Annotated in this window: 17 protein-coding genes; 4 read left to right on the forward strand and 13 right to left on the reverse strand. The window is 33.0% G+C overall.

Going from position 1 to position 17,975, the window contains the following annotated elements:
• Nucleotides 1-18 precede the first annotated feature (18 nt).
• Entirely contained in the window at nt 19-1,545 is a 1,527-nt protein-coding gene (purH, locus tag FJOH_RS07580; RefSeq protein WP_012023538.1) for a bifunctional phosphoribosylaminoimidazolecarboxamide formyltransferase/IMP cyclohydrolase, read from the reverse strand.
• A gap of 164 nt (nt 1,546-1,709) precedes the next feature.
• On the opposite strand from purH, the gene FJOH_RS07585 reads away from it, so the two are divergent.
• Nucleotides 1,710-2,957, forward strand: a complete 1,248-nt coding sequence (locus tag FJOH_RS07585; RefSeq protein WP_012023539.1) for an ABC transporter permease — start codon at nt 1,710-1,712, stop codon at nt 2,955-2,957.
• Nucleotides 2,958-3,122: 165 nt separating this feature from the next.
• On the opposite strand, the gene FJOH_RS07590 is transcribed toward FJOH_RS07585, so the two are convergent.
• The 4 genes from FJOH_RS07590 to tamL all read right to left on the reverse strand — a co-directional run bounded on the left by FJOH_RS07590 (nt 3,123) and on the right by tamL (nt 8,637).
• Nucleotides 3,123-3,665, reverse strand: coding sequence for an SMI1/KNR4 family protein (locus FJOH_RS07590; RefSeq protein WP_012023540.1), 543 nt, complete (start codon nt 3,663-3,665; stop codon nt 3,123-3,125).
• Nucleotides 3,666-3,987: 322 nt separating this feature from the next.
• On the reverse strand, nt 3,988-4,842 hold the full coding sequence (accD, locus tag FJOH_RS07595; protein WP_012023541.1) for an acetyl-CoA carboxylase, carboxyltransferase subunit beta: 855 nt from the start codon (nt 4,840-4,842) through the stop codon (nt 3,988-3,990).
• 111 nt (nt 4,843-4,953) lie between these two features.
• The gene (gene fbaA, locus FJOH_RS07600) at nt 4,954-6,021 is read right to left on the reverse strand and encodes a class II fructose-bisphosphate aldolase (protein WP_012023542.1); all 1,068 of its coding nucleotides are present in this window, start codon (nt 6,019-6,021) and stop codon (nt 4,954-4,956) included.
• Between the two features lie 60 nt (nt 6,022-6,081).
• Complete coding sequence (tamL, locus tag FJOH_RS07605) at nt 6,082-8,637, reverse strand: translocation and assembly module lipoprotein TamL (RefSeq protein WP_012023543.1); 2,556 nt, start codon at nt 8,635-8,637, stop codon at nt 6,082-6,084.
• A gap of 37 nt (nt 8,638-8,674) precedes the next feature.
• On the opposite strand from tamL, the gene FJOH_RS07610 reads away from it, so the two are divergent.
• Entirely contained in the window at nt 8,675-9,403 is a 729-nt protein-coding gene (locus tag FJOH_RS07610; protein ID WP_012023544.1) for a TrmH family RNA methyltransferase, read from the forward strand.
• A gap of 9 nt (nt 9,404-9,412) precedes the next feature.
• Here the strand turns inward: FJOH_RS07610 and porT are convergent, their stop codons facing one another.
• The 4 genes from porT to FJOH_RS07630 form a co-directional block, all read right to left on the reverse strand.
• Nucleotides 9,413-10,126: a type IX secretion/gliding motility protein PorT/SprT gene (porT, locus tag FJOH_RS07615; protein ID WP_012023545.1), complete on the reverse strand. Its 714-nt coding sequence runs from the start codon at nt 10,124-10,126 to the stop codon at nt 9,413-9,415.
• 1 nt (nt 10,127) lies between these two features.
• Nucleotides 10,128-10,859, reverse strand: a complete 732-nt coding sequence (gene ubiE, locus FJOH_RS07620) for a bifunctional demethylmenaquinone methyltransferase/2-methoxy-6-polyprenyl-1,4-benzoquinol methylase UbiE (RefSeq protein ID WP_012023546.1) — start codon at nt 10,857-10,859, stop codon at nt 10,128-10,130.
• Nucleotides 10,860-11,444: 585 nt separating this feature from the next.
• Entirely contained in the window at nt 11,445-11,927 is a 483-nt protein-coding gene (locus FJOH_RS07625) for a dihydrofolate reductase (RefSeq protein WP_012023547.1), read from the reverse strand.
• A 12-nt stretch (nt 11,928-11,939) separates the two neighbouring features.
• Complete coding sequence (locus FJOH_RS07630) at nt 11,940-12,284, reverse strand: 2TM domain-containing protein (RefSeq protein WP_012023548.1); 345 nt, start codon at nt 12,282-12,284, stop codon at nt 11,940-11,942.
• A 238-nt stretch (nt 12,285-12,522) separates the two neighbouring features.
• Between FJOH_RS07630 and FJOH_RS07635 the strand changes: the two genes are divergently transcribed.
• Nucleotides 12,523-12,819, forward strand: a complete 297-nt coding sequence (locus tag FJOH_RS07635; protein WP_012023549.1) for an isoamylase early set domain-containing protein — start codon at nt 12,523-12,525, stop codon at nt 12,817-12,819.
• Nucleotides 12,820-12,857: 38 nt separating this feature from the next.
• On the opposite strand, the gene FJOH_RS07640 is transcribed toward FJOH_RS07635, so the two are convergent.
• The 4 genes from FJOH_RS07640 to FJOH_RS07655 all read right to left on the reverse strand — a co-directional run bounded on the left by FJOH_RS07640 (nt 12,858) and on the right by FJOH_RS07655 (nt 16,468).
• Nucleotides 12,858-13,709, reverse strand: a complete 852-nt coding sequence (locus FJOH_RS07640) for a thymidylate synthase (protein WP_012023550.1) — start codon at nt 13,707-13,709, stop codon at nt 12,858-12,860.
• Between the two features lie 117 nt (nt 13,710-13,826).
• Nucleotides 13,827-14,450, reverse strand: a complete 624-nt coding sequence (locus FJOH_RS07645; protein ID WP_012023551.1) for a bifunctional nuclease family protein — start codon at nt 14,448-14,450, stop codon at nt 13,827-13,829.
• Nucleotides 14,451-14,614: 164 nt separating this feature from the next.
• The gene (locus FJOH_RS07650; protein WP_012023552.1) at nt 14,615-15,583 is read right to left on the reverse strand and encodes an electron transfer flavoprotein subunit alpha/FixB family protein; all 969 of its coding nucleotides are present in this window, start codon (nt 15,581-15,583) and stop codon (nt 14,615-14,617) included.
• A gap of 138 nt (nt 15,584-15,721) precedes the next feature.
• On the reverse strand, nt 15,722-16,468 hold the full coding sequence (locus FJOH_RS07655) for an electron transfer flavoprotein subunit beta/FixA family protein (RefSeq protein WP_012023553.1): 747 nt from the start codon (nt 16,466-16,468) through the stop codon (nt 15,722-15,724).
• A gap of 502 nt (nt 16,469-16,970) precedes the next feature.
• Between FJOH_RS07655 and FJOH_RS07660 the strand changes: the two genes are divergently transcribed.
• Entirely contained in the window at nt 16,971-17,948 is a 978-nt protein-coding gene (locus FJOH_RS07660; protein ID WP_008466560.1) for a pyruvate dehydrogenase complex E1 component subunit beta, read from the forward strand.
• Nucleotides 17,949-17,975 lie beyond the last annotated feature (27 nt).

Here is a 17,975-nt window from a genome sequence, read left to right on the forward strand (position 1 = left end):
CGAACAAAGTTAAACAAATTAATGTTTAAAATGACGTGTTCCTGTAAATACCATTGCAAGATTATTTTCATTGCAATAATTTATGCTTAATTCATCTTTTATCGAACCTCCAGGCTGAATTACAGCAGTTATTCCTGCTTTTTTAGCTAATTCAACACAGTCAGGAAATGGGAAAAAGGCATCACTTGCCATTGAAGCACCATTTAAATCAAATCCAAAAGCTTTTGCTTTGTCGACAGCCTGAATTAAGGCGTCAACTCTTGAAGTCTGACCTGTACCTGATGAAATTAATGTCCCATTCTTTGCAAATACTATGGTATTTGATTTTGTGTTTTTGCAAATTTTCGAAGCAAAGATTAAATCTTCGATCTCCTGAGCAGTAGGTTCTGTAACTGTAACGGTTTTTAAGTGCTCTTTATTATCCGTAATATTATTTCTGTCCTGAATTAACAAACCATTAAGACAAGTTCTTACTTGGCGAGATGGTAATTCAACTTCATTTTGAACTAAAATAATTCTGTTTTTCTTCTCTTGTAAAATTGTAATTGCTTCATCGTCATAAGCTGGAGCGATTACTACTTCGCAGAATAACTTGTTGATTTCCTGAGCTGTTTCTACATCAATTTTAGTGTTTGCAATCAATACACCTCCAAAAGCAGATGTTGGATCGCATGCCAAAGCTGCTAAATAAGCTTCGCTGATTGTTTTTCTTGAAGCTAAACCACAAGCATTGTTATGTTTTAAGATAGCAAATGTTGGTCCGTCAGTTTTAAACTCAGCAATTAAGTTAACTGCAGCATCAACATCTAATAAGTTGTTGTAAGATAACTCTTTTCCGTGAACTTTTTTGAACATAGCATCAAAATCTCCAAAGAAAAATCCTTTTTGGTGTGGGTTTTCGCCATATCTTAAAACTTGACCATCTGCAATACTTTCTTTGTAGATTGTTTCGTCTGTATTGAAGTAGTTAAAAATTGCTCCATCATAGTGAGATGAAACATGGAAAGCTTTTGAAGCAAATAATCTTCTGTTTTCAAGAGTTGTGCTTCCGTTTTGTTCTGTAATGATGTCTAAAAGTAAGCTGTATTCGTTAACCGAAGCTACAATTACAGTGTCTTTGAAATTTTTTGCACCAGCACGAATTAATGAAATTCCGCCAATATCAATTTTTTCAATAATATCTTGTTCGCTTGCACCAGAAGCAACTGTTTTTTCAAAAGGATACAAATCAACAATTACTAAATCAATTTGAGGAATGTCAAATTCTTTCATTTGCTGCACATCACTTTCATTGTCCTGACGATTTAAAATTCCGCCAAAAATTTTCGGGTGTAAAGTTTTTACTCGTCCGCCAAGAATTTCAGGAAATGAAGTAATATCTTCAACAGGAACTACCGGAATTCCAAGGTTTTTAATAAAATCCTGAGTTCCTCCAGTTGAATAAAGTGTTACGTTTTGTTCGTGTAATTTTCTAACGATTGGCTCTAATCCATCTTTCGAAAAAACAGATATTAACGCTGATTGTATTTTTTTAGTTGTGCTCATTGTGTAGTTATGATTTTCAGACTGCAAAAGTAGTTTTTTTATATATTATTTTAAAAGATTTAGTGTAACAATCTCGTAAAAAAATCTACTGATGAGTAAGTTAACTTTTATTAGGTTTTTGTTTTTAAATTATTGAATTTTACTTTATTGAAAAATACTACTATATGCTTCTTTATCTAAGATTATTAAAAGAAAGTCTAAGCTTTGCCATAAACGCTTTACGAAATAATAAACTTCGTACTTTGTTGTCGTTATTGGGTGTTACAATTGGTATTTTTTCAATAATTGCCGTCTTGGCTGCAGTTGATTCTTTAGACAAAAAAATCTCTAAAGATTTGAGCAGTTTAGATAAAAATACGATTTATTTAATGAAATTCAGTTTTGGGCCTTCAGAAATTCCACAATGGAAGAGAGAACAGTTTCCAAATGTGAAATATGATGAATATGTTAACTTAAAAAATTCTCTTAATAATACAGATCAGGTTGGGTATCAGCTTTGGGTTAATAAAGAAACTTTAAAATATGATTCTAAAACTGTAGCCGATGTAAGGATTAATCCATCTTCATTTGAAATGGGGGATATTGATGGTTTAAGTTTTGAAAAAGGACGATTTTATAATGAATCTGAATCGAACTCAGGAACTGCTGTAATTGTTTTGGGATACGAAATTGCTCAGGGACTTTTTGGGGATATTGATCCAATTGGTAAAAATATCCGATTGTATGGCCAGCGTTTTACTGTAATTGGTGTAATTGCCAAACAAGGTGCGGGTTTTTTTGGAGACAGTAATGATACATCAGTTTATCTGCCGGCTAATTTTTTACGCCGAATGTATGGCGACAGCGATGCAATGACTCCAATGATTATTTTAAAACCTACTAAAGGTGTTGATATGGAAGCTTATAAAGCTGAAGTTTCCCAAAAATTAAGAGCAATTCGCGGAATGAAAGCAGGAGAAATGGATAACTTTTTCATAAATGTGCTTTCTGGTTTTACTGATTTTATCGACGGAATTTTAGGCCAGATGAATGTAGTAGGGTGGATTATCAGCGGATTTTCTCTTTTGGTCGGCGGTTTCGGAATTGCCAATATTATGTTTGTATCGGTTAAAGAAAGAACCAATTTAATTGGTATTCAAAAATCATTGGGAGCCAAAAACAGATTTATATTATTTCAGTTTTTATTTGAAGCTATAATTCTCTCTGTAATTGGCGGAATTATTGGTTTATTGATGGTTTGGGGAATTGCAGTTATTTTAACCAAAGCACTGGATTTTGAATTTGTATTGAGCTTTGGAAATATAATTTTGGGAACAACTTTAGCGGCGCTTATTGGATTGATTTCGGGTATTCTGCCGGCTATTTCTGCAGCAAATCTTGATCCTGTAGAAGCAATTAGAACAGGGATGTAGTTTTTTTGGAAGATTAAAAGGGGCTTGGATAATAAGGTTCTGAGTTTTTTGTAAATGAAAAATATTTTAAAGTGCCATAAAGTTTTTCCCTGCTTTGTCTTTATTTGAACAGACTTTTCAATTTTTTATGTAGATTCGAAGTTCAGAGATATGAGGCAAGCATATTTATAAAGATTCTTCTCCTTTTGTCTTTACAACCTTTATAATCCAATCTTCAAAGCTCCTCCAAGATTTGAGTTCATTAGAAGTTTCTGCATATTCGCAGATAGGGTATTCATGACAATAGACATCAAAATTATTAGTGTCTTGTTTTGTTGTGCAAAAACCAATCCAATCACCCATCGATAAATGACTGCCAATCATGAAATAATTGTCTTCTGACGCCTCATCTTCTCCTTCGATTTCTTGTTGTACTAGCGCATTGTAATTTTTCAATTGTTCCAGATTATAAAGTTCGAATTTAGCAAAATATTCACCAATAAAGAACTGGCCGGTTCCTATTTCTTGTAAGAAGTAATAATATGAATCTTCTAAATTGTTATTTGTTAAACTTTTTATATCTTGTAGTTCTTCGGTTGAAATATTTTGAATTTTGAAAGTTTTGATATCAGCTTTCTCATTTCTGTAAGATGTATCTTCAATTATTACCTTATTGTTGAGAATCCAGTTTTTTAATTCATTAACTGCATTAAAATATTCAGTTTTCATTTTATATAAATGTTCAGTAATTAATTTAATTATTTATAGTTAAATATTAAACTAACATAGTTAAGGAGCAAAGATAAACAAATATATTTTTATATAAGATTTTTCCTTCTTTTTTATATGAAAATTTTGAAGTTTTCAAAACCATACAGATGTTATTTAAGGTTTTAATCGATAATATGTGTAGTTTTAAATTTGAGGTCTACAAGGTTTTAAAACCTTGCAAGAGAATTAAAATGTACTTATAAGACTTATGGTTTAAAAATAAAAAAATCCCATCAGCCGAAGCGAATGGGATTTTGTATTTAATTTAGAAAGTTTAAAACTATCTAATATCATTATTCTGAATCAAATCGATATATAAGTTAATCTTATCTTTCAATTCTTTTCTAGGCGTGATAAAGTCTAAGAAACCGTGCTCTAATAAGAACTCAGCAGTTTGGAAACCTTCTGGCAAATCTTTTCCTGTAGTGTCACGTACAACACGAGGACCAGCAAAACCAATCAAAGCGCCCGGCTCAGAGATGTTGATGTCTCCTAACATGGCGTAAGATGCAGTTGTTCCACCCGTTGTAGGGTCTGTACAAAGAGAAATATAAGGTAATTTAGCTTCTGCTAATTGAGCCAGTTTTACAGATGTTTTTGCTAATTGCATTAATGAATAAGCAGCTTCCATCATACGAGCCCCGCCAGATTTTGAAATCATAACAAAAGGAAGTTTGTTTTTGATCGCGTGATCAATTCCTCTTGCAATTTTTTCACCTACAACTGCTCCCATAGATCCACCAATAAAGGCGAAATCCATACAGCAAATTACAAGTTCCCTTCCTTTAGATTTTCCTACTCCCGTACGTACAGCGTCTTTAAGATGAGTTTTTTCCATTACATCTTTTAATCTTTCTGCATATTTTTTTGTATCCACAAAATGCAGAGGATCTTTTGATGTCATGTTTTTATCTAACTCAACAAATACGTTGTTGTCGAATAAAATTTCAAAATAGGTTGCGCTTCCAATTCGAACGTGAAAATCATCTTCAGGGCTTACGAATAAGTTTCTCGCTAATTCGTCTGCGTCAATAATTTTTCCAGTAGGAGATTTGTACCACAATCCTTTCGGAACGTCCATCTTATCTTCTGTCGCGGTCGTAATCCCTTTTTCTTGTCTTTTAAACCAAGCCATTTTTTTAATTTTAGAATGTAGATTTTAAATTTTAGATTTTTCAATCTGAATTCAAAATTTAAATTTCAGGCTTCTTTAGAAATCTGAAATCTAAATTCAAAAATCTAAAATTTAAAGTGTGTTTACGTTATTTAAATCAGCAAAAGCTTGTTCAAGTCTTGCGTTGAATGTTACTTCGCTTTCACGAACCCATCTTCTTGGATCGTAATATTTTTTGTTTGGAGCATCCGGACCTTCTGGGTTTCCAATTTGAGATTTTAAATAGTCAAGATTTTTAACCATATAATCACGGATTCCTTCAGTGTATGCAAACTGTAAATCAGTATCGATGTTCATTTTGATAACTCCGTAGCTGATTCCTTCTCTGATTTCTTCAAGTGTAGAACCTGAACCTCCGTGGAAAACGAAATCAACTGGGTTGTGGCCAGTGTTGAATTTGTTTTGTACGAAATCCTGAGAATTTTTTAAGATTTTTGGAGTTAATTTTACGTTTCCTGGTTTGTAAACACCGTGAACGTTTCCAAAAGCAGCAGCAATTGTAAATTTAGGACTTACTTTAGATAATTCTTCGTAAGCATAAGCTACTTCTTCTGGCTGAGTATATAATTTTGAGCTGTCTACGTCTGAGTTGTCAACGCCATCTTCTTCACCACCTGTAATACCAAGTTCGATTTCTAATGTCATTCCCATTTTACTCATTCTAGCTAAATATTCTTTGCAGATTTCGATGTTCTCTTCGATTGGCTCCTCAGACAAATCGATCATGTGAGAACTAAATAATGGTTTTCCTGTTTCTGCAAAATGTTTTTCAGAAGCATCTAATAAACCATCAATCCAAGGCAATAATTTTTTTGCGCAGTGGTCAGTGTGTAGAATTACAGTTGCACCGTAAGCCTCTGCTAATGTGTGAATATGTTTTGCTCCCGCGATTCCTCCTGCGATTGCTGCTTTTTCACCTGCATTAGATAATCCTTTTCCAGCGTTGAATTGTGCTCCTCCGTTAGAAAATTGAATAATAACTGGCGCGTTTAGTTTTGCTGCAGTTTCAAGAACTCCGTTAATTGTGCTAGATCCAGTAACGTTTACTGCTGGAAGAGCAAAACCCTTCTCTTTCGCATAATTAAAGATCTCTTGAACTTGATCTCCTGTAGCTACTCCTGGTTTAATGTTGTGTGCCATTGTAATTTTTTTTATAGTTGTTTTTAGTTTTTAGGTTGCAAAAATAAGAATTAATTAGCATTAGAACGGATAATTTATTCCAAAATTTAAAACCGAGTGACCAAAATTGTATTCTTTAAACCATCTGTCTCCCTTGTCATGCGCCGGATTATAGGTCTTAAAGCCTAAATCTAAACGAATAACAAAAAAGCTTAAATCGTATCGTAAACCAAATCCTGAGCCCAAAGCAATTTCATCTAAATCGTTTAAGCTGTTAAATCTTGCCTTGTCATCAATCACATTATCGAGCACATTCCAGATATTTCCGGCGTCTGCAAAGAGTGCTCCCTTGACATCTCCAAAGATTTTAAAGCGATATTCTGCACTAAGGGCAATCTTCATATTTGCCTCGTTAAAATCGTTTAAAGCATTTGTGCTTCCAGGACCAAGTGAGTACGGCTGCCATGCTCTGTTGTCGTTAGAGCCTCCAGAATAATAACTTCGTGAAAACGGAATGTAATTTGAGTTTCCAAATGGAATTGCGATTCCAAAAAAGCTTCTTACTGCTAATACTTTCTCTTTTCCAAAATCCCAGTGTTTAATATAATCGAACTCGCCTTTAATGTATTCAGCATATTCTAAGTTGAAAATCTCATAATTGCCGTTTGCATTTTTGGTTAAATTTCCAATGCTTGAAACTGCAGACAATAATGTTCCCGCAGATTCTATTTTGGTTTTAAACTGATAAAAAGTATTATCTGCTAAATCGGTTTTAGTGGTTTTGGTAAAAGTATAGCTTGTAGATAAAATAAAGTCATTTTCAGTCAAACGAATTCTTCTTTCTTCAATACTTTCCACATCTTTATATTGTGGATTATCAGGTGTTAAAGCTGTTTGATTGGTTAGTACTTGATTCGTGAAATTTGTAGTTCCTTCCGGAATTATCAAGTTTCCGTTATCGTCAAGATTTGTTGTTGTGGTATTATAGTTTTGCGCAATACCGTTTAACTCATTATAAGAAGATTTGTAGACATTGAAATAGTTATTCGGATTTAGATTTCGAACATATTGTGCGTTTAATAAATCAAATTTTACGGTATTACGTCTTTTTGGAGTCCAATTATAAGAGATACCTCCGGTAAAATTTTCCTTATCTAAACCAATATTCTGCTGCTTAGAAAAACCGGCAGCGATGGAAGTAGAAGGAATCATTCTTTTCGGAATAATTTTTTCTGTTCCAAAAGGCATCAGGATTCTTGGAAAATTCAGTTTTAAATCCAATCCATATTCCGAAACATTGAAAAAATTATCATTTGGGTTCGCCATATCTTTTGATGAACCAATATTGGCACGTGCCGAAATTTCTAATGTTTCGGCCCTGTTAAAGACATTTCGAATTGTTTCTGAAATACTGGCTCCAATACCAAAATCCTGAATGTTAGAGTGCGTAACATCTAATGTAGCACCAAAACTGTATTTTTTTCTTGGCGTTAAATATACCTTTGCAATCAAAGACTGCGCTGTAGAATCTCGTTTATCTACCTCGTATTGTATCGATGGATAATTGAATATTTTAAGGTTATTCAAATATCTGGAAGAAAGCGTGGTTCTGGTATCAGAAAACGTACTTCCTTTCGTGATAAAAATAGCATCTGTAATGGCGCGGGGTTTGTATTTCAGCTTTTTATAACTGTACAAATTAAAGTTATTATAAGTCGTACTGTCATTGATCTTGCTTTTTGAATTAGCAGGAGAATAATCAGTATAGATATTTACATCGCTGATTTTGTATAATTTAAAAGGTTCAGTTCTGCTCGAATCTCTTTCCTGGATGTTATTGTTATTGATGATTAAAGTTACATCGGCTTTGTTTTTTTTGCCAATTGTATCAATGTCAAAAGTTACATAAGTAGGCTGAAAAAAGTAAGCTCCGTGATTTCTGTAATAGGTTGTAATCCTGTTTTTTTCTTCTTCAAAATTAGAAGTTTTATATTGGTCACCTGATTTTAAAAACGAAGGTTCTGTGCTCGTTTTGTATAATGAATCCAGAGCAGGTGTTAATATTTTGGTTTTAATAGTGTCAAGCGTATAAGCCGGGCCGGTTGTAATGTTGTAGTTTACTTGAGCTTTCTTTTTGGCAATGCTGTCTATTGTGTAATCAGTAGATACATTAAAATATCCATTATTGAAATAATAGAATTTTAATCGGAGTAATGATTTTCTGGTTTTTGCTGTATCAATAATTACCGGCGGTTCTCCAGTATTTTTTAAGAATTCATGAATTCCTTTATATAAAAACGACTGCCCAAGTCTGTCTACTTGTTTTGCAGATAAAAATTTAGCCTGACGTTCGTATAATCCGGGATTATTTTTAAACTTAGCCTGGTAAGTTGAGTCCGGATTTAAATTGGCTAAATTGTATAAGTTTAATCTAAGTTTGTAACCCAGCAGTGTACCATTTGGTTTTTGGTACATTTGATTTGTTGCATTTTCATCATTTGTAGACTTTCCGTTTACAATAATATTGTTTTTTACAAGAAGATTTTTTCCATCAGGAACTCTTTTTACAGCATTACAGGCGCAAATAAGTATTGCTATTAGAATAAATGCTGTTATTTTTGTGGAATTATTTTTCAAGTGTTTTTTAATATTTAATTCAAAAGTACATTATTTTATGGTTAGTAAAAACCAAATAAAACTTATATCAAGTTTACATCAAAAAAAGCAGCGTTTTGCAAATCAATTATTTTTTGCCGAAGGAGTAAAAGTAATTCAGGAATTGCTGCAATCCAATTTTGAATTAGAACATTTATACACTACGTTAAATGATTTTGAAGAAGTTCAATCTTCAAAACGAACTCTTATTAATGAACAAGAACTAAAAAAAATAAGTGCTTTAACAACTCCAAATTCTTGTCTGGCAGTTTTTAAAATGCCTGTCGAAAATCAAATTATAAATTCTGGTTTAATTCTGGCTTTAGACGACATTCGTGATCCGGGAAATCTGGGCACAATAATGCGTCTCTGCGACTGGTTCGGGATTAAGCAAATTGTTTGTTCTAAAGAAACAGTCGATATTTATAATCCAAAAGTGGTTCAGGCCACAATGGGATCTATTGCCAGAGTAAACGTAAATTATGTTGATCTTAAAGCTTTTTTAAGTCAGACAAAACTTCCTGTTTTTGGAACATTTATGGATGGAGATACAATTTATCAATCTAATTTACCTCAAAATGGAATCATTATTATGGGTAATGAAGCCAATGGTATCTCGGCAGAAATTGAAAAAATAGTAACCACCCGGCTTACAATTCCAAGATTTGGAGAGCTGCAAAAAACCGAAAGTTTAAATGTAGCTACTGCAACAGCAATTATTCTTAGTGAATTTAAACGAAATAGTTAATATTTTGTTTTAATGAAATGTGAAATTTATTAAAATTGCTCTTGATTTCATTGAATCAATGTTGTCTGTCCACGGACTTGGGCCATTTATAGGTTTATCACGAATTAATTCATCGGTTATACCAAACATTCCTCTTATAGAAGGAGAGAAGATGAAATATTCGGTAAAGAAGTCAACTCCAAAACCTAGTTCATAAGCAGAAGTCCATTGTTTTACTCTAAATTTATTCTCGAAGTTATCGTCTGTAGATTTTGAATTACTTGATAAATTTAAAGTAGTAGACAATCCTCCAACCAGATACGGGCGAATATTTCCAGTTCTAAGAGCTGAAAATTTAAGCAGTAACGGAAAGTGTATATAAGTACTGTTTACTTCGCGTAAATAATCTTTTTCTTGAGCAAAATTAGGATAATACAAATCACGTTTTGTATAGTACAAACCTGGTTCAAAACGCAGGTTTATATATTCCTGCAGTCTTAAATCGGCTACAACACCAACATTAAATCCAGTTGTTTTTTTTACCTGAATATCCTGCTGAACCGGAGTTTTGTAATCGAATTTAAAGTCGAAACTGTTAAAACCTAAATAGTAGCCAAAATAAAGGCGTTGTTTCTGCCAGTTTTCCAGGTTAATAATAGGATCTTTGCTAAACATGCTTTTAGCAAATTGAGAATATCCTTTTGTCGTTAAGACCAATAAAATGACGATTACAATTTTTCTCATACTATTTTTTAGATGCTGAATAAATGGTTGCTACACCAAAAGTTTGCGGCATTGCTACAACATCTATAAACCCAGTTTTTCTTAAAATATTGTTTAAGGCTTCACCATAAGGAAAAGCAGCAGCAGATTCAGATAAATATCCGTAAGCTGAATTGTCTTTCGAAAACAATTTTCCAATAAGCGGTAATATATTTTTGCTGTAAAATTTATATCCTTGTTTATATGGTGTTTTATCCGGAACAGAAGTTTCCAGAATTACAAAAATTCCGTTTGGTTTTAAAACTCGTAAAATTTCAGCAAAACCTTTTTCTAAATTTTCAAAATTACGCACACCAAAACCTACCGTAATGGCATCAAAGTAATTGTCTTCAAAAGGAATATTTTCAGAATCTCCTAAAACCAGATCAATTACATTAGAGAGTTTTTTTTCCTCAACTTTCTTTTTTCCCACTTCAAGCATTCCGGCGGAAATGTCAAGACCTATAATTTTTTCTGCTTTCGTCTGCGCCATTAAAATAGCTAAGTCCCCGGTTCCTGTAGCAATATCCAGAATTACTTTTGGTTTAGAATCAGAAACTAATTTCAATACTTTTTTTCTCCATTTAGTATCAATACCAAATGAAATTACACGATTCAAATTATCGTAGTTCCCAGAAATGTTATCAAACATTTGAGCGACCTGCTCTTTTTTACCTAAAGAAGAGTCTTTATATGGAGTTATTTTTTCAGACATTATTATAATTTACGCAAATATAAACAATCTAGTTTAACTGTAATTGAGTTTTTTAAAATGTCAATTAAATGTTTTGAGACAGAGGCTTAAATCAGCTTTTGAAGTCTTTTTTTTGGCATCACCAAAAGTGGGTATTTTTAAAAAATCACCAAAAGTGGGTATTGTCTTGTGATGATATTATGCACAACTTTGCTGAAGTAAAAATGATTAAAAGTTTTAAATGATTGATCGTTTTCATTTGACTTAATCAAATGGCTGCTTTTTTGCACTGGTAATCATTTGTTCAGGTAAGTAGTTTTTAAAAGTGTTGTTCTTGGGGGAATACTATTTTTAAAAGTGCGAAGTACGTTCTTAGGATTAAATTTGTTTTTGGAAATTTTAATTTTCTTTGCCTTTAATATCTTAGTGGTATTTGTTATTAAAGGCTTTTTTTGAGATTTATCTCAATTAACATTAAATGTTATTCAGTTATTTCAAATGTTACTTTGACATTTGTGATTTTACAAAAACTATTTTCTTGAGCGAGTCAATACTAAAATCAATCGTTTTTTAAAAAACATCCTTCAAAAGAGGATGTTTTTTTATTTATTTTCTAATGTAAGTTTCATAAGTATAATCATAAAGATGTTTTTCATCTTTAAAATTTTCTTCAGATTCTACTAACTGCCATTCGCTTTTGCTGATTTTTGGAAAAAAAGCATCGCCCTCAAATGTGTGATGTACTTTGGTGATTTCAATTATATCGGCATAAGGCAGACCTAAATTGTAAATTTCACCGCCTCCAATAATATACGAATCTTCATTTTCTGGACAGGCAGCAATAGCTTTTTCCATACTGTCAACCACAATACAGCCTTCCGGATTATAATCGGTTTGGCGTGTTATAATAATGTGTGTTCTGTTTGGTAAAGGTTTTGGGAAACTTTCAAAAGTTTTTCTTCCCATTATAATATGGTGATTAGTCGTAAGTGACTTAAATCTTTTAAAATCATTTGGCAGATGCCATACTAACTCATTGTTTTTTCCAAGAGTATTGTTTTCGGCAACAGCCGCTATCATTATAATCATGGTATGCTGTAACTAAATTTTATTCTCAGTGTCTTCGTTTATTTTTGATTCTAATTGACTAATTCTTTTTTGCTGCAAAGCAACAAGTCTGTCAATTTGTTCTCTTTCCCATTTCTTATTCATAAAACGGTCTGTTATATATACTTTTATAAAGTGCAAAATAAAGATAAAGAGCCAGGCAGTAATGATCCAGATACACCAGTTTTGATTTGTTCCTTCGCCAAAACCAAAAAATCTATTAGCAACAAATAAAAATAAACTTCCTAAAAGGAAAAGAACAAAATGAAAATATAAGACCTTTTTTTGTCTTAATCGTCTTCTAGCATACTCGTATTGTTCGTGCACTTCTTTTTCCATAAGATAAAAATGAGATCATAAAGTTAAAATTTATTTTTGAAAGACAATATTTTGGATATAGAATATTTGCCTGAAAATCAAACAACAATTTGAAATACAAAATTTTATGTGCCTTAAATTATGGATACAGCTAAAAAAATATAGTGTTTTTAGTATTATCGTAAATCGATTGTGACTTCGTTACTATTTGACGGAATTTACTTAATTTAGGATCTATAAATCTAAAAACGAAATAGTTATGTCTTTGAAGAAACAATTTATCAAAACGAAGCCGGTTGTTAAAGTTACATTTTCAATAGATGCCAAAGATGCTGATTCGGCAGCAGTCGTTGGAGATTTTAATAACTGGAACGCTTCAGAAGGTGCTTTAAGCAAGTTGAAGAACGGAACTTTTAAAGCTACTTATGATTTGGTTAAAGACGCGATTTACGAATTTAAGTACGTAATCGACGGAACGTATGTTAACGACCCAGAAGCTGATTTTTACAAATGGAATGACTATGCCGGAAGTGAAAATGGAGTTTTAGTTGTATAAAAAAATCCGCTTAAATATTTAAGCGGATTTTTTTATAATTATACAGCAACACTTCCTTGTATGGCAGGATGCGGGTCATAATCTACTAAAGTGAAATCGTCATAATCAAAATCAAAAATGTTTTTGATCTCTGGATTCAAAATCATTTTTGGTAATGGTTTTGGCTCACGCGATAATTGTAGTTCCAATTGTTCAAAATGATTGTTGTAAATGTGTGCGTCACCAAAAGTGTGAATAAATTCACCAGGTTCTAAGTCGCAGACTTGGGCAATCATCATAGTTAATAATGCGTAAGAAGCAATATTAAAAGGAACTCCTAAAAATATATCGGCACTTCTTTGGTATAACTGGCAGGATAATTTTCCTTTAGTTTCTCCTTTTTCTAAATCTGGACTTGCTACATAAAATTGGAAAAAGGCATGACATGGAGGCAGAGCAGCTTTGTTGTTGGCTACATTTTCTTCAAAAGATTTTTTAGTATCTGGCAGAACCGAAGGATTCCATGCAGAAACGATCATTCTTCTGCTGTTTGGGTTTGTTTTTAATTCGGTAATCAGCTCAGAAATCTGATCTATTTCTTCACTGTTCCAATTACGCCATTGGTGTCCGTAAACAGGACCTAAATCGCCATTAGAATCTGCCCATTCATCCCAGATTTTTACTCCGTTTTCTTTAAGGTATTTAATATTGGTATCACCTTTTAAAAACCAAAGCAATTCGTAAATAATCGATTTTAAATGAAGCTTTTTTGTTGTAACCATTGGGAAACCTTCACTTAAATCAAAGCGCATCTGGTAACCAAAAACACTTTTAGTTCCAGTTCCGGTACGGTCTCCTTTTTGATTGCCGTTTTCTAAAACGTGTTTTACTAAATCTAAATATTGCTTCATCTTTGCTTTAAGCTTTAGGCTTTAAGCTTTAGGCTTTTTCCTAAATGCTTAAAGTTTGTTTTTTTTATGATTATGCTTTAAGCTTACAGCCTAAAGCTTACGGCTTATAGCCTTAAATTATCTTCTAGAGATTTCGTCTCTAATTTTTGCTGCTTTTTCATAATCTTCCTGAGAAACGGCCTGATCTAAAAGCTCATTTAGTTCTTGTAAACTATGTTTTGCGTAAACATCTCCGGATTGGTTTGTTTCTTCCTCGTGTCCAAAAGTTTCCGGGTTAGAAAGTACATCATCAATTTCCTGAGATCCCTGATCAGAATCTGCAGTATTTGATTTTAAATAAATTCCGGCTTTGTCTAAGATATTTTTGTAAGTAAAAATTGGAGCGTTGAAACGCAGAGCTAATGCAATAGCATCTGATGTTCTGGCATCAATAATTTCTTCAATTTTATCTCTTTCGCAGATTAAGCTTGAATAAAAAACGCCGTCAACAAGTTTATGAATGATTACTTGTTTTACCACGATATCAAATCTTTCTGCGAAGTTTTTAAACAAATCGTGTGTTAACGGACGTGGTGGTTTTATTTCTTTTTCTAAGGCAATAGCTATGGATTGGGCTTCGAAAGCGCCAATAACAATAGGTAATTTTCTTTCACCATCAACTTCATTCAAAATTAAGGCATAAGCGCCATTTTGAGTTTGACTGTATGAAATTCCTTTTATAGATAATTTTACTAGACTCATATATGTTTGTAAAAAAGGCACTTAGCGCCTCATTTTGTTGCTTTTTTTGATAGGAAAATAACGCTGCAATTTTAGTCAAAAAATATGGAACAAAAAAGCTGCCTATAAACAAAGATACAATATCTTGTTTTTAGGCAGCAAATATTTTTATGAGAATTCTCTAATTAAGAATGCTGAGCTTTAAAAGCTTTTAATTTCTCTGTTAATTGCGGTACAATTTCAAAAGCATCACCAACAACTCCGTAATCAGCAACTTTAAAGAAAGGAGCTTCAGGATCGTTATTGATCACTACTTTTACTTTTGATGAGTTGATACCGGCAATGTGCTGAATAGCTCCAGAGATGCCTATTGCAATATATAAGTTAGTTGCAACTGGTTTTCCTGTTTGTCCAACGTGCTCGCTGTGAGGTCTCCATCCTAAATCTGAAACTGGTTTAGAACATGCAGTTGCAGCGCCTAAAACAGCAGCAAGATCTTCAACTAATCCCCAGTTTTCCGGACCTTTCAATCCGCGTCCTCCTGATACTACGATATCAGCATCGGCAATAGAAACTTTTCCAGAAACTTTTTCAACAGAATCTACTTTAATTCCAAAGTCGTTGTCTCCAAGTGTCGGGTTAAAATCTTCTGCAGCTGCAGCTCCGGCACTTTCGAAAATTCCGTAAGAGTTTTTAGCAAGACCAAGAACTTTTACATCTGTATCGATTTGTGTAATGTTGAAAGCTTTGTTTGAGAAAGCATTTCTTTTTACCTGAAATGGAGAAGTACTAACTGGTAATCCCACAACATTTGATGCAAAACCTGCATTTAAAGCTACTGCAACTAATGATGAAAGGTAAATACTGTCTGTTGTAGAAGAAAGTAAAACTACTTTTGTTCCTTCTTTTTCAGCAGCTTGTTTAATTACATCGGCATATGCCTTAGCAGTAAAACCAGCTAATTTATCGTTGTTTACTTTTAGTACTTTATCAACTCCGTATTTGCCTAATTCGCTTACGTCGCTGATGTTTACTGTCAAAGCTGTAACAGTTGTTCCTAAACTTTCGGCTACTTTTTTTGCATAAGAAGCTAATTCGAAAGCTACTTTTTTAAATTTTCCTTCTGCAGATTCTGCATATATTAATATTGACATAACAATTTTAGATTTTAGATTTTAGATTTCAGATTCTTGAAAATGAAATCCAAAAAGATTATTGATTTTAGATTTTGAAGTGAATCAAATGTTGATTTTAGATTTAATATTGCAGTTTGCAATCTAAAATCTACAATCTTAAATCACCTTAGCCTCGTTGTGTAATAAGTTGATTAACTCATCTAAATTATCTGCAGAAACTAATTTCACTGCTGATTTTGGAGCTGGTTTTTCAAATTTCACTGCTTTTGTATTTACAGGAGCGTCAACTGGCTCAAGAATAGTTAAAGCTTTAGTTCTTGCTGTCATGATTCCTCTCATATTCGGGATACGTAAATCTTTTTCTTCAACAAGACCTTTTTGAGCGCCAATAATTAAAGGCAGAGTAGTGCTTACAGTTTCTTTTCCGCCGTCAATCTCACGAACTGCTTTTACATTATTTCCGTCAACAGTTAAGTTTGTGCAAGAGTTTAAGAAGTTAGAACCTAAAATACCAGCAATCATTCCAGGAACCATTCCGCCGTTGTAGTCTAAAGATTCTTTTCCTGCAATTACTAAATCATAACCACCATTTTTAATAACTTCTGCTAATTGTTTTGCAACAAAAAAACCATCAGTAGGGTTTGCATTTACACGAATTGCTTCGTTTGCTCCAATTGCCAATGCTTTACGCAATGTTGGTTCAGTATCAGGACCTCCAACGTTTACAACTGTTACATTTGCACCTTGCTGTTCTTGGAACCAGATAGCACGTGTAAGGCCGAATTCGTCGTTAGGATTAATTACATATTGTACGCCGTTGGTGTCAAATTCTGAGTCACCGTTGGTGAAGTTGATTTTTGAAGTAGTATCAGGCACATGGCTGATGCAAACTAGTATTTTCATAAGTATATATTTTGAATTTATAATATGCTTTTACAAATTTAGAATTTAATTTGGAATAATTATACTATGCATGCATAATATTTTTTAAAACTATTACGATTTCGCAGATTGTATGGTTTTAGATGATTTTAATCGGAATTTAAAAATAAAAAAATACTCATTTTGTCTGATTGTTAGGAATTTTGCAATATTTGTAAAAGGAAGGTGAATATGTTTTTTGTCCAAAAAATACTAATTTTTGAGTTTTTCCGTTTTGATGAATGAATTTGATGAAAATAAGAATTACACAAATTGAGTAAAGTTTGTCTGAAAAATGATTTTGGCATTTTAAGTGTGAATTATACGTCTATTATATCGATTTCGTAAATATCACAATATTGCTTAAAAAGTTAAAACCTAAAGAGAGAAAGAACTTCATGCGATTTTAAATTCAATTTATGCATTTAAGTTATTTAAAATATTTATTTTTGCTCTTCAGAAAATTCAACATACAATAAAAAATATGAGAACAATACAATTTAGAGAGGCCATTTGTGAAGCAATGAGCGAAGAAATGCGCCGCGATGAATCCATATATTTAATGGGAGAAGAGGTTGCAGAATACAACGGAGCTTACAAAGCTTCAAAAGGAATGCTTGCTGAGTTTGGTGAAAAGAGAGTGATCGATACTCCAATCGCTGAGCTTGGATTTTCAGGAATTGCAGTAGGTTCTGCAATGAATGGAAACCGCCCAATTGTAGAATATATGACATTCAACTTCTGTTTAGTTGGTATTGATCAAATTATAAATAACGCTGCTAAAATGCGTCAAATGACAGGAGGACAGTTTAATGTGCCTATTGTTTTCCGCGGACCAACGGCTTCTGCTGGTCAATTAGGAGCTACTCACTCACAAGCTTTAGAAAACTGGTTTGCTAATACTCCAGGTCTTAAAGTTGTTGTTCCTTCAACTCCTTACGATGCAAAAGGACTTTTAAAATCAGCAATTCGTGATAATGATCCGGTTATTTTCATGGAATCTGAGCAAATGTACGGAGACAAAGGTGAAGTGCCAGACGGAGAATACACAATTCCTCTAGGTGTTGCTGATGTTAAACGTGAAGGAACTGATGTAACTATCGTTTCTTTTGGAAAAATCATCAAAGAAGCTTTTATCGCTGCTGATGAATTAGCTAAAGAAGGAATTTCATGTGAAATTATCGATTTAAGAACTGTTCGTCCAATGGATAAAGATGCGATCTTAAAATCGGTTAAAAAAACAAACCGTTTAGTAATTCTTGAAGAAGCTTGGCCGGTTGCCAGCCTTTCTTCTGAAATTTCTTATATCGTTCAGGAGCAGGCATTCGATTTCCTTGATGCGCCAATTCAACGTATTACAACTGCAGATACTCCTGCGCCGTATTCTCCAGTATTGCTTAAAGACTGGTTGCCAAATGCAGGTGATGTAGTAAAAGCAGTTAAAAAAGTGTTATACAAATAGTATATATTTAAAATACTCACAAAACTT

Source organism: Flavobacterium johnsoniae UW101 (assembly GCF_000016645.1).
Taxonomy (GTDB): Bacteria; Bacteroidota; Bacteroidia; order Flavobacteriales; family Flavobacteriaceae; genus Flavobacterium; species Flavobacterium johnsoniae.